The sequence below is a fragment of the Rhizobium sp. Root491 genome (genome assembly GCF_001427205.1).
Lineage (GTDB): Bacteria > Pseudomonadota > Alphaproteobacteria > Rhizobiales > Rhizobiaceae > Agrobacterium > Agrobacterium tumefaciens.
In genome coordinates, this window is sequence record NZ_LMFF01000001.1 from 492,494 (window position 1) to 505,537 (window position 13,044).

At 60.6% G+C, this 13,044-nt stretch carries 8 protein-coding genes; 6 read left to right on the forward strand and 2 right to left on the reverse strand.

Annotated elements, in window-relative coordinates; genetic code table 11:
• The first annotated feature begins 12 nt into the window (after positions 1-12).
• The 3 genes from ASD46_RS02445 to ASD46_RS02455 all read left to right on the forward strand — a co-directional run bounded on the left by ASD46_RS02445 (position 13) and on the right by ASD46_RS02455 (position 2,599).
• Positions 13-1,311, forward strand: coding sequence for an Hsp70 family protein (locus tag ASD46_RS02445; protein ID WP_003512167.1), 1,299 nt, complete (start codon positions 13-15; stop codon positions 1,309-1,311).
• A 43-nt stretch (positions 1,312-1,354) separates the two neighbouring features.
• A complete protein-coding gene (locus tag ASD46_RS02450; protein ID WP_025592874.1) occupies positions 1,355-2,254 on the forward strand; it encodes a uracil-DNA glycosylase in 900 nt (299 codons plus the stop codon).
• Between the two features lie 153 nt (positions 2,255-2,407).
• The gene (locus ASD46_RS02455; protein WP_003497027.1) at positions 2,408-2,599 is read left to right on the forward strand and encodes a hypothetical protein; all 192 of its coding nucleotides are present in this window, start codon (positions 2,408-2,410) and stop codon (positions 2,597-2,599) included.
• 161 nt (positions 2,600-2,760) lie between these two features.
• Here the strand turns inward: ASD46_RS02455 and ASD46_RS02460 are convergent, their stop codons facing one another.
• Complete coding sequence (locus ASD46_RS02460; protein WP_025592872.1) at positions 2,761-3,699, reverse strand: DMT family transporter; 939 nt, start codon at positions 3,697-3,699, stop codon at positions 2,761-2,763.
• Between the two features lie 493 nt (positions 3,700-4,192).
• Here ASD46_RS02460 and pepN point away from each other — a divergent pair, with 493 nt between their 5' ends.
• From pepN to ASD46_RS02475, 3 genes are all read left to right on the forward strand, one after another.
• The gene (gene pepN / locus ASD46_RS02465) at positions 4,193-6,841 is read left to right on the forward strand and encodes an aminopeptidase N (RefSeq protein WP_025592870.1); all 2,649 of its coding nucleotides are present in this window, start codon (positions 4,193-4,195) and stop codon (positions 6,839-6,841) included.
• Positions 6,842-6,984: 143 nt separating this feature from the next.
• Positions 6,985-7,305 carry a carboxymuconolactone decarboxylase family protein gene (locus tag ASD46_RS02470; RefSeq protein ID WP_025592869.1) on the forward strand — a complete coding sequence of 107 codons (321 nt, stop codon included), beginning with the start codon at positions 6,985-6,987 and terminating at the stop codon, positions 7,303-7,305.
• Between the two features lie 237 nt (positions 7,306-7,542).
• Positions 7,543-9,879, forward strand: coding sequence for a PAS domain-containing sensor histidine kinase (locus ASD46_RS02475; protein WP_019564062.1), 2,337 nt, complete (start codon positions 7,543-7,545; stop codon positions 9,877-9,879).
• A gap of 62 nt (positions 9,880-9,941) precedes the next feature.
• Here ASD46_RS02475 and ASD46_RS02480 read toward each other — a convergent pair whose 3' ends face one another.
• Positions 9,942-12,911 carry a bifunctional [glutamine synthetase] adenylyltransferase/[glutamine synthetase]-adenylyl-L-tyrosine phosphorylase gene (locus ASD46_RS02480; RefSeq protein WP_025592867.1) on the reverse strand — a complete coding sequence of 990 codons (2,970 nt, stop codon included), beginning with the start codon at positions 12,909-12,911 and terminating at the stop codon, positions 9,942-9,944.
• Between the last annotated feature and the right edge of the window lie 133 nt (positions 12,912-13,044).

A 13,044-nucleotide genomic window follows, 5' to 3' on the forward strand; every position in this document is an offset into this window, starting at 1 on the left:
AAGGATATGGCGATGACGCAAAAGCGGGCACTGGGCCTCGATTTCGGCACGACCAACACGGTCATGGCTCTTTCCGACGGCGGCGGCGAAAGCCGCTCCATGCAGTTTACCAGCAGCGCGGGCACGGATGACAGCATGCGCACCGCGCTCTCCTTCATGAAGGATTCGGGCCTTGGTGCGGCTGCCCTGCACGTGGAAGCGGGCCACGCAGCCATCAGGCAATTCATCGACAATGCGGGCGATTGCCGCTTCCTGCAGTCGATCAAGACATTTGCGGCCTCGCCGCTCTTCCAGGGCACGTTGATCTTCGCCAAGCGCCAGAGCTTCGAGGATTTGATGGACGTGTTCCTGCGCAAGCTGAAAACCTATGCGGGCGCAGAGTGGCCAAGCGACGTCTCGACCGTCATCGCCGGTCGCCCCGTGCGTTTCGCCGGCAGCAATCCGGATGAGACGCTGGCGCTCTCCCGCTACAACGAAGCGCTGACGCGTGCCGGTTTTCCCGAAATCCACTATGTCTACGAGCCGGTGGCGGCCGCCTATTATTTCGCCCAGAGCCTGAAGAAGGACGCCAATGTGCTGGTGGCGGATTTCGGCGGCGGCACCACCGACTATTCGCTGATCCGCTTCGAGACCCATGCCGGCAAGCTCTCCGCCACCCCCATCGGCCATTCCGGCGTCGGTGTCGCCGGTGACCATTTCGACTTCCGCATGATCGACAATCTGGTCTCGCCGGAAATCGGCAAGGGCAGCAAGTTCAAGAGCTTCGACAAGGTGCTGGACGTGCCTTCCGGCTACTACGTGAATTTCGGTCGCTGGAACCAGCTGTCTATCTTCAAGACCTCGAAGGAATTCACCGATCTGAAATCGCTGGTGCGCTCGGCGCTGGAGCCGGACAAGCTCGAACTCTTCATCGATCTCGTGGAGCATGACGAGGGTTATCCGCTTTATCAGTCGATTTCCGCCACCAAGATGGCGCTGTCCTCGGCCGAAGAAGCGGAATTCAACTTCGCGCCGCTCGGCAAGGCCGGCCGCAAAATGGTCAAGCGCAGCGACTTCAACAACTGGATCGCCGACGACCTCGCCAAGATCGAGGGCGCGCTGGACGAGGTTCTGGAGAAGACGCAAGTCGCGCCTGAGGCAATCGACAAGGTGTTCCTCACCGGCGGCACCTCCTTCGTGCCGGCGGTGCGCGAGCTTTTCACCCGTCGTTTCGACGCGGACCGGATCGAAACCGGCGGCGAGTTGCTCTCGATTGCCCATGGTTTGGCCATGATCGGCGAAAGCGGTGACATTCAGCGCTGGACAGCGTGATTTACGGGTTCCCCGGGCGGGGAACATGGGATAATTTCACCCCATGATCGCCGCTCACGACCTCTCCCCGGCCGAACTCGCCGCGCTTCTGCATTTCCATGCGGATGCGGGCGTGGACTGGTTGCTGGAAGACGGACCTGTTGACCGTTTCGCCGAATTTGCCGCCTCCCGCCCTGCCCGACCGGCAGCGCGTCAGGAAAGTTCTGCGCCCGCACACCAGATGGACGGCGGCGCGGAGCGTCGTGCCGATGCTCCGCAGCGGCAGACGGCAGGTCGCAGCGCGCCGACGAGAGGCGCGCCGCCTGCTCCGGCACCTCAGCAGAATGTTGCCATGCCGGACGAACAGGCCGTGGCGGCTGCCCGTTTTGCAGCTGAAAGCGCAAGGTCGCTTTCCGAACTGAAAATCGCGCTTGAGGGTTTCAGCGGCTGCAACCTCAAGAACAGCGCCCGCAACACGGTATTCACCGAGGGCGACCCTGCTTGCGCCGTCATGGTCATCGGCCCGATGCCGGATGCGGATGACGACCGCGAGGGCCAGCTTTTTGCCGGCAAGACCGGGCTGCTGCTCGACCGTATGCTGGCCGCTATCGGCCTTGACCGCGCACGCATCATGCTCGGCAATGTGGTGCCCTGGCGTCCACCGGGCAACCGCCCGCCGACTCAGGCTGAAATGGATATTTGCCGCCCCTTCATCGAGCGCCAGATCGCACTTGCGGAGCCGAAACACCTGTTGCTTCTTGGCAACTTGACCGCACGTTTCTTTTTCGGCGGCACCGGAACGATCCATACGCTGCGCGGACAGTGGCGTGATGTCGCAGCCGGGCACCTGGTTTTACCGGCGCTGGCGAGCCTGCATCCGCAGGAACTTCTAAACGCACCTGCCAGTAAGTCATTGGCATGGCAGGATTTATTGGCGTTTCAGGCAAAAATCTCCGAAGGCTGATTGCCTGATTCTTACTCAGAGTAAACGAAGTATGAAAAAAGCCATGCGTATTACGCATAACAGCGGCGCGCTGACCCGGCTTGCCGAATCCATGCTGCACTGCGATAAGCCAGCCTGTGTCTTGGGAGGAATTCGGTTTAAGGAACCAAGGCAATGACCACTCGCTTCCGTCCGGTACATTCCGGCTTTGAAACGCTCCGACTGGCGGGCCTCGGCCCTCGCTCCAGTCAGGGTTACCATCGTTTCGGCGCTGCCGCTAACGAACAGATGACCGCACGTGCTGCCATGCAGCAGGTTCGCGTCACACGTCCTGCAGCTGTCTTTGCGGATTTCCGCGAGCGCTGAGAGCACTCAGGCCGGCGTAAAACCGGTCCATATCTTTGATTGCGCGCTGGCGTCTTTCTTCGGGAAGGCGCCTTTTGCATTTGCGGGACTAGGCGACGAAACGACAACGGCTCTGGCGCCGACGATGCCGCATGTTTGCGACCTCCGCCAAATTTGGTGCGTTACCCCTGCGGCGTGGAGGCCTTGCGTGCCGCGCGTCTCGCCAAGCCCAGCTGGTGCTCGCGGAAAATGATGAAGATGCCGGCGAAAATCACGATTGCCGTGCCGATCAGCATGGTGAGCGTTGGAATGTCTCCGAACAGGATATAGGAGACCGCTATCCCGAAAACGATGGAGCTGTATTCGAAGGGCGCGATAGTGGAGACCTCCGCGTGGCGATAGCTCTCCGTCAGGAAGATCTGTGCGACGCCGCCACAAATGCCGCTGGTGATCAACAGCACGGCCTGGTTGGTATCCAGAGCGCTCCACCCGAAGGGCACGCTGACGAGCGAAAGCAAGGTGGCCGTGAGCGAGAAATAGAGAACTATGGTCGGCGTCTTTTCCGTTTCCACCAGTTGCCGCACCTGGATCATTGCGAGACCGCCAAGCGCTGCCCCGCAGAGCACGGCAATCGCGCCCAGCCCCTCGCCCGCGGCAAAACCGCCTTCACGCAACAGGGTCATCTTCGGCCACAGGATAACCAGCACGCCCATCATGCCAACGAAAACCGCGCTCCAGCGGTAGATGCGCACCTTCTCGCGCAGGATGAAGGCGGCGAACACGACGGCCAGCAGCGGTGAGGCATAACCAATGGCGATGAATTCCGGCAACGGCAGCAGCGTCAGCCCGTAAAACCCGCAGGCCATGGAGAGAATGCCGAGAAACCCGCGCTTGAAATGGCCGATGAGATTGTTGGTGTGCAGCGCGCTCGTCAGCGCATGCAGCCAGGCAAGATAAACGACGATGGGGATGATGGCGAAAGCGGAGCGGAAGAAAGTGATCTGACCGGCCGGCACATCGGGACCGGAGGCCTTGATACAAGTCTGCATCACCAGAAAAAAGCCAACCGAAATCAGCTTCAGGCTTATCCCCCGAAAGGGATTTGTCGGTTCGGCGTTCATCGGCAGTTACTCATATCGGCTGCGCAAACACGCCATCGGGAGATTGTTCATGCGGGGGAGGACGACGCGGGGGAATTGGATTTGCCCAAGGCTAGAGCATTCCCGAAGCGCTTTACAACAAAAAATGTTATTTACCCATGAATTCCGTTGATCTGGTGAGGCGCAGGATTGCTTTCCCCGGCTTGTGGCCTAATCACCCCCATTGTTCAGGCCTTCGGCCCTGATGGCGACGTGAGAATCAGACCAAAAGCGACACGCGCTAAAATTTGAAGAAAATAAAATACAATTTCAGCAATCGTTCAACATTTGCTGGCATGGTCCGCAGGTCCGGCAGCGGCAGGATCGTCTGCAGGGCCGGCAAAGCCTTCCATGGCAGGACAGAACGTCCTCCCGATGCGCACATGATTGTGACGAATACTCTACCTATTTTACATCCGGGCCTTATGACGACATGATGCCCGGAGGACAACGACAAAGTTATTCAGGAACAGTCATGCGAACAGACACGGGCCAGATCGTTCACCTGGCAGATTACCGCCCCACCGATTTCGTTCTGGAGCGGGTGGATCTCACCTTCGAACTCGACCCCAAGAATACCAAGGTCGAAGCCCGTCTGATCTTTCATCGCCGAGAGGGCGTCGATGTGTCAGCGCCGCTCGTTCTCGATGGCGACGAGTTGACACTTTCGGGCCTGCTGCTTGATCAGGTGGACATTCCCGCAAGCCAATATGACGCGACGCCTGATAGCCTGACGATCCGCGATCTGCCTGCGGCGACGCCCTTCGAGATCTGTGTCACCAATTACATCAATCCGCAGGTCAATACGCAGCTGATGGGGCTTTACCGCACCAACGGCGTTTATTGCACCCAGTGCGAGGCGGAAGGTTTCCGCCGCATCACCTATTTCCCGGACCGGCCCGATGTTCTGGCACCCTATACGGTGACGATCATCGCCGCGAAGGAGGGCAATCCGCTGCTGTTGTCGAACGGCAACTTCCTCGGCGGCGGCAATTACGATGAAGGCCGCCACTTTGCAGCCTGGTTCGATCCGCACCCGAAACCCAGCTATCTCTTTGCGCTTGTCGCCGGCGATCTCGGCGTGGTGGAAGACACGTTCACCACCCTTTCCGGCCGCGAAGTGGCGCTGAAGATCTATGTCGAGCATGGCAAGGAGCCGCGCGCGGCCTATGCCATGGATGCGCTGAAGCGCTCGATGAAGTGGGATGAGGAACGCTTCGGCCGTGAATACGACCTCGATATCTTCATGATCGTCGCCGTGTCCGATTTCAACATGGGCGCGATGGAGAACAAGGGTCTCAACGTCTTCAACGACAAATTCGTGCTGGCCGACCCGGAAACTGCGTCTGATGCAGACTACGCCAATATCGAGCGCATCATCGCGCATGAATATTTCCACAACTGGACCGGCAACCGCATTACCTGCCGCGACTGGTTCCAGCTGTGCCTGAAAGAAGGCCTGACGGTCTATCGCGACCAGGAATTTTCCGCCGACATGCGCTCGCGCCCGGTCAAGCGCATCGCCGATGTGCGTCACCTGAAATCGGAGCAGTTTCCAGAGGATTCCGGTCCGCTGGCCCATCCACCACGCCCCGATACCTATCGCGAAATCAACAACTTCTACACGACGACCGTTTATGAAAAGGGCGCCGAAGTCACCCGCATGATCGCCACGATCCTTGGCGAAGACGACTTCAAGAAAGGCATGGACCTTTATTTCGAACGTCATGACGGCGAAGCGGCGACTGTTGAGGATTTCCTCAAGAGTTTTGCCGATGCCAGCGGCCGCGACCTGTCGCAGTTTTCGCTGTGGTACACCGAGGCCGGCACGCCGCTCGTCTCCGTTTCCTCCGCCTACGATGCCGCCAAGGCGACCTTCAGGCTGACGCTGGAACAGACCGTCGCACCAACGCCCGGCCAACCGGTGAAGCAACCGCGTCATATTCCGCTGTCGCTGGCGCTGATTCTCGACAATGGCCAGATCGCCGAGCCGCAGGCTGTTACGGGCGGCGAATACCGTGACGGCGTGCTGCATCTGACCGAACGCAACCAGACATTCTCCTTCTCCGGCATTTCATCGCGCGCAGTGCTGTCGCTCAACCGCAGCTTCTCGGCACCGATCAACCTGCATTTCGAACAGAGTGCTGCCGATCTGGTGCAGGTTGCCCGGCACGAGACGGATATGTTTGCCCGTTTCCAGGCGCTTACCGATCTCGCTTTGCCGGCGCTGATTGCCGCTACCAAGGCCGTGCAGAACGGCCAAGAAGTACGCTCGGACGCCGACCTCATCGCAACGCTGATCGAAATCGTCGGCGATGCTTCGCTTGAACCCGCTTTCCGGGCACAGGCGCTGGCGCTGCCGAGCGAAACGGACATCGCTCGCGAACTGGGCGGCAATACCGACCCGGACGCCATCCACAAGGCACGTAACGCGACGATCAAGGCCATTGCCACGGCCGGTCTCGAAACGCTCCGCCTGCTCGCCGACAGCGACGGCAATGGTGAAGCCTACAGCCCCGATGCTGACAGCGCCGGACGGCGTTCGCTTCGCAACGGCGCGTTGAGCTTCCTTGCTTTTGCCGAGGGAACGCCTGACAGGGCGGCAAAGGCCTATGCCAGCGCCACCAACATGACCGATCTTGCGCATGCGCTTGGTGTGCTGACCCAGCGTTTCCCCGACAGCGCGGAGACAAAGGAGGCGCTTGCCGCCTTCGAAGCCCGCTTTGCCGACAATGCGCTGGTTCTCGACAAATGGTTCTCGCTGCAGGCCGCCATTCCCGGCGACGGCGCGCTGGAACGTATTAAGGCGCTGATGACGTCGAAACACTTCATCGCCTCCAATCCCAACCGGGTACGGTCGCTGGTGGGCACGCTCGCCTTCTCCAACCCGACCGGTTTCCACCGCGCCGATGGTGCCGCCTACCGGTTCCTCGCCGAGCAGATCATAGCCATCGACAAGCGTAACCCGCAGCTTGCCGCGCGCATTCTCACCTCCATGCGCTCCTGGCGGTCGCTGGAAGCAAGCCGCGCCGAACACGCCAAGGCAGCACTTTCGACGATCGCCGAAGCAAAAGGTCTTTCGACGGATGTCAGCGATATCGTCGGGCGTATTCTGAAAGGATAATACCCGGCGAACATTCGCCAACTCCCCTATTCCGGACAATGCCTGTGCGCCGTCTTGATTTCCGTCAAGGCGGCGCAACGCATTGCGCGACACAATCGTCAGCGACAGGCCGGAACGCGGCCGCAAGCGAAAAGGGACTTCAAATGACGGATATTTCCAACACCAGCAATTCGTTCCAGCGTTTCATCACCGAGGCCCCGGCCCATCAGGCTGTCTGGCTTCAGGCCGTGCAGGGGTTGGGTGCGGCGTCCACGCTGGATGCCAAGACGCAATGCCTGGTCTATATCGGCATTCTCGCCGCACTGCGGCTTGAAGGCGGTGTGGCATTTCATGTGCTGGAAGCCAAAGCGCATGGCGCAAGCCGTGACGATATCATCAGCGCGGTGCTGACCGGGCTTCCTGCCGCCGGAAACGGCGTTCTCGGCGCACTTGAACCTGCTCTCGAAGCTTTCGACAGGGCTTGAGAACCACCGGCCGTAACACACCGGACGTCCCAGACCGGCCATCCGGGTGTCGGTTTTTCCAATGCCTGCCGCCGCTGTGAAGACCGTAACGCGCTGTCCCGAAAAAATACGGAGTCGGTTCAAGGGGTTAAAATTCTTTTAACTTTTGCCTCTGGACACGGCGAATCGCATTTGATTCACTATGCATATTCGAGCGGCGGCGCTTCGAATCAGTGGGGATATCTTGAAGGCGGGACAATGACGAACGTGCGGCGGGCGACTGCGGGCGATGAGCGGCCGTATGCCAAATTTTCTGATCTTGCGGCCTGGGGCGAAAGGCTTTCCAGCGACCTGATGGGTTTGATGAACGGCTCCGACCGCCCGATGCCGCAGGTCGAGACCCTGCTGAAGCGCCTCATTCCCATTCTCATTCTTGCATTTCTCGTCGTCATCGCGGCGTCACGCATGCTGGGCATCGTTGCCGAATATAGCCGCATGGAAGAGGCAGCCCGCCACTCTACCGCACTGACAGCGCTAACGGCCAAAGCAGCCCTTATCAACAACGGTATTGTCTTTGCCTCGCAAGAGCGCACCCGCGCAGAGGCGAGCCTTGCCGCAGCGCTGCCTTCGGGCAGCCTTGCTGATGGCACCATGGTGCTTCTGTCGGGCAGCAACGGCCGGATTTTCGCCGGCGCCGGCAAGGGCGCCACGCTTTATATCGGCACCTCCCTGCCGGCTTTGCTTCCCGAAATCGCCATTGTTCAGCGTTTTCCCGGCGCGCCCGGCACCATCGAAACGAATATCGACAACCAGCCGCATTATGCGACGATGATCCCCTTCGGCGACGATGGAGGCATGGTCATCGCGGCGCGCTCGCTTGAGCCGATCCGTTCTTTCTGGCGCAGCGAAATCGCCATGAACGTGACGCTGTTTGCCGGAATCTCCTCGATCCTTCTTGTCGTGCTCTACGCCTATTACATGCAGGTCAAACGCGCCCGTGACGCCGACGACATCTTCGCTGAATCGAACCTACGGGTGGAGACGGCGCTGTCACGTGGCCGCTGCGGCCTGTGGGACTTCGATCTTTCCACGCGGCGCATGTTCTGGTCCGGCTCGCTCTACGAAATCCTCGGCAGACCGCCGAAGGCCGCACCGCTGTCCTTTTCCGATGCGGCGCGCATGATGCATTCCGAAGATGGAAACCTCTACGAGCTTGCCCGTGCTGTCGGCTGCGGTGATCTGCGCCAGATCGACCAGATCTTCCGCATGCGCCACGCGAAAGGCCACTATGTCTGGCTGCGCGCCCGCGCCCAGGTCATCCGCACCAATAACGGCCCGCGCGTCATCGGCATCGCCATGGACGTGACTGAGCAGCACCGCCTTGCGCAACGTTATGCCGAGGCAGACCAGCGCCTTGCAGACGCCATCGAATCCACCTCGGAAGCCTTCGTGCTATGGGACAAGAATGACCGTCTCGTCATGTGCAACACCCATTACCAGAAGGCTTACGGCCTGCCGGATAGCGTTCTGGTAGCGGGCACCGAAAAGAGCGCCGTGCAGGCGGCTGCGGCACGCCCGGTTGTGGAGCGGCGCGTTGCGGACCCCGATCAGTCTGGCCTTTCGCGCATGACGGAAGTGCAGCTTGCCGATGATCGCTGGCTACAGATCAATGAACGCCGCACCCGTGACGGCGGCCTCGTCTCCGTCGGCACCGACATTACGCTTTTGAAGCGCCATCAGGAGCGCCTGCGTGACTCCGAACGCCGGCTGATGGCCACCATCGGCGATCTTTCCGCCTCGCAGCATAAGCTGGAGCGGCAGAAGACGGAGCTTTCAGACGCCAACGCCAATTATCTCGCCGAAAAAGAGCGCGCCCAGGCGGCAAACCTCGCAAAGTCCGAATTCCTCGCCAATATGAGCCATGAGCTGCGCACGCCGCTCAACGCCATTCTCGGCTTTTCCGACATCCTGCAAAACGAGATGTTCGGCCCGGTTGGCTCGCCGAAATATTCCGAATATGCCCGGGATATCCACGACAGCGGCAAGCACCTCCTAAATGTCATCAACGACATTCTCGATATGTCCAAGATCGAAGCCGGCCATATGCGGATCAACCGCGAGACAATCGATCTCGCGCCGCTGATCGAGGAAACCCTGCGGCTGACCGCCATCCAGGCGGAACAGAAGAACATCACCGTGCAGCAGAAGGTCTGCGCCGGGCTGACGATGCAGGGCGACCGCCGCGCCATGAAGCAGATCATGCTCAACCTTCTGTCCAATGCCGTGAAGTTCACCGGTAATGGCGGCCGCGTAGCGCTGCGCACCCATGTGCATCAGGCCGCCATGATCCTCACCATCGCAGATACCGGCATCGGCATTCCCGCCGAGGCGCTCGACAAGATTGGCCAGCCCTTCGAGCAGGTGCAGAGCCAATACGCCAAAAGCCAGGGCGGCTCAGGCCTCGGGCTCGCCATCTCGCGCTCGCTCGTCAGGCTGCATGGCGGCACGATGAAAATTCGCTCCTGCGAAGGCAGAGGTACGGTGGTGACGATTATCATCCCGCATGCGGCAGGGTGCTGTGGCACGGTGCATTGAGGAATATCGGGCTGTGCCCGCTGCGTTGCAGTAAGTGACGGCAGAACGCGCGATACCCACCATCACCCGCCATTTTTCACCGTTGCCACAAACGCCTTCCTGACAACCTTCGCCAGCCGCTTCACCTCGCCCTCCAGCGTGGAAATATCCGGGCAATCCCCGGCCCGGCAAACCAGATCGATAAGACCGGCAGGCGCTTCCTTCGGATTGAAAGCACCGTCGATGCACAGCCGCACGATCTGCGATATCTCGGTGTAAAGCGCCGTCGCCGCCATGCAGTCGTCGAAGGATTGCTGCTCCATCACCGGGGCGGCCAGCACCTGCAATGCCTCTGCCGTGTTGCGACCCGGTTCGTGCGGCTGGAGACCCTTGGCGGGACCGACCAGCGCCAGATATTGGGCGATGAATTCGAGGTCGATCAGCCCACCATTGATGAGCTTGAAATCCCAAATATTTTCCGGCGGCTTCTCCTGCTCGATGAGGCTGCGCATCTCCAGCACATCGGCTGAGACTTTCGCCACATCGCGCTTCTGGGACAGTACCGAGGCGATGATGCCGCGCGCATCTTCCATCAGCGAGGCTTCGCCACAGATCAGGCGAGCGCGGGAAAGCGCCATATGTTCCCAGGTCCAGGCTTCCTCGCGCTGGTATTTCTCAAAGGCGGAAATGCGCGTCGCCACCGGCCCCTTGTTGCCGGAGGGGCGAAGCCGCATGTCCACCTCGTAAAGCACGCCCTCGGCTGTGGGTGCCGATAGTGCGGCAATCAGCCTTTGGGTGACGCGAGTGAAGTAACGCACCACATCGAGCGGTTTTGCGCCGGTCGATTCATGGGCGGCATCGTCGTAATCGTAGAGGAGAATGAGGTCGACATCCGAACCCGCGGTCAGCTCGAAGGAGCCGAGCTTGCCCATGCCCATCACGGCCACGCGCCCGCCCGGATATGGCCCATGTGCCGTCTCCATCTCCGAGAGAACGGCATTCAGGGCCGCTTCAATTACCAGATCGGCAAGATGGGTAAAGGCGCGGGCGGCGATCTCGCCACGGATCGCGCCTGTCAACAGCCGCACGCCGATGAGAAAGCGCTGCTCGGCGGCGAAAATACGGAGCCGATCGAGAATATCCTCGTAGTGGCGGGCATTGGAAAGGAAATTGCCCATGCGCTGGGCAAGATATTCGCGCGTCGGCACGTCGCTCATCAGCGCCGGGTCCAGCATGCCGTCAAAAACATGCGGGCGGGCGGCGATGATTTCGGCAAGGCGCGGGGCCGACGACATGATCGTCACCAGCAGCGACAGCAGCGCCTGATTGTTGCCGAGCAGCGAGAAGAGCTGGATGCCAGCCGGTAGCCCGGAGAGGAAATTATCAAAGCGCAGCAGCGCCTCATCCGCCCGCTTGCTTTCGCCAAAGGCGCGCAGCAGATCCGGCGTCAGCTCCGTCAGCCGCTCGCGCGCCTCGACCGATTGCGTTGCCCGGTACCGGCCATTGTGCCAGGTGCGGATGACGCGGGAAATATCCTCCGGCCGCTGAAAACCAAGTGCTGAAAGGGTTTTCAGCGTATCTGGATCGTCCTTCTGGCCCGTGAAGACCAGATTGCCTGCCTCACCGGAGAGTTTCGTCTCCTGTTCAAACAGCGCCGAATAACGGCGCTCCACCAGCCGCAGCACCTTTTCCAGCTTCTCGGAAAACGCCTTGGTATCTTCAAAACCGAGCATGAAGGCAATGCGCTTCAGTTCAGTTTCGGTGTCGGGCAGCACGTGGGTCTGCTCGTCGCGCACCATCTGAATGCGGTGTTCCACTTCGCGCAGGAACCAGTAGGCTTCAGTCAGGCTGTCGCGCGTTTCGGCATCGATCCATTTCGCTTCCGTGAGCGCCGCCAGCGCCTCCTGCGTCGCGCGGACCCTGAGCGCCGGCATACGTCCGCCGGCAATCAGCTGCTGCGTCTGCGCGAAGAACTCGATCTCGCGGATGCCGCCGCGTCCGAGCTTGACGTTATGGCCCTTAACCGCAATCGCGCCATGGCCCTTATGCGCATGGATCTGCCGCTTGATGGAGTGAATATCGGCAATCGCCGCGTAATCTAGATATTTGCGGAAGATGAAAGGTGTCAGTTCGCGCAGGAAATTGTCGCCGGCCTTCAGATCGCCGGCCACCGGCCGCGCCTTGATATAGGCGGCGCGTTCCCAGTTCTGGCCCCTGCCCTCGTAATAAAGCAGCGCCGCTTCCACGGGAATTGCGAGCGGCGTCGAGCCGGGGTCTGGCCGGAGCCTCAAATCGGTGCGGAAGACGTAACCGTCTGCCGTGCGTTCCTGCATGATACGCACGAGGCGGCGCATCATGCGGCCGAAATTCTCTGTCGCAGCATAGGGATCGTCGATAATGCCAGCAGAGGGTTCAAAGAACACCACTGCGTCGATGTCCGAGGAATAGTTCAGTTCGCGAGCGCCGAGCTTGCCCATGCCAAGCACGATCAGGCCGGAACCTTCGCTTGGCGCGGCCACGTTCTTCAGTTTCAGCTTGCCGGTCTCATGGCCGACAAGCAGCAGGTGGTCGATGGCGGCCGACAGCGAAGCATCCGCCATGTCGCTCAGCCAGCGCGTGGTATCGCGGGCGGTGAAGATGCGCGCGAGATCGGCAAGCGCTGCGACGAAGGAAAGCCGACGCTTGGCGATCCTCAAGCGCGACATCACCTCGTTTTCGACGGGCACGCCGCCCTCTTGCCCCGGCTTCCAGCAATCGCGCGCTTCACGGACGAGATCGGCCAGTAGTGGCTCCAGCGGCTTCGAAATCGCGAGCGTCAGCAGCCCCTCATCCGCCGCGGCCATGTCGCGCAGATAGGGCGACAGCGTGAAAGCCGCAGCGATGAAGTCCTTCAGCGGGCTTTCGGCGGCAAGAAGCGCGGCCACAGCTGGCTCGCCCTTGGCGATATCCTTCAGCGTGGAGAGAACGGATTTCAGTTCCGTCTGCGTATAGGGGCGGATAACTCCCGGCAGAACCTCGCTCAGCCGCCTTTCAGCGGTTTCCCGTTTCGTCACTGTCTCTCTCCCTCTCCCGAGCGACCCATCCTTGCGCTTCGACCGTGCCTGATTCTCAGGAAGGATCGCTCCCCGCAAAATCGTCCTGCCGCCACGCATTGTCGAAGCTTCCGGGCGCATACACTCCGCGTTG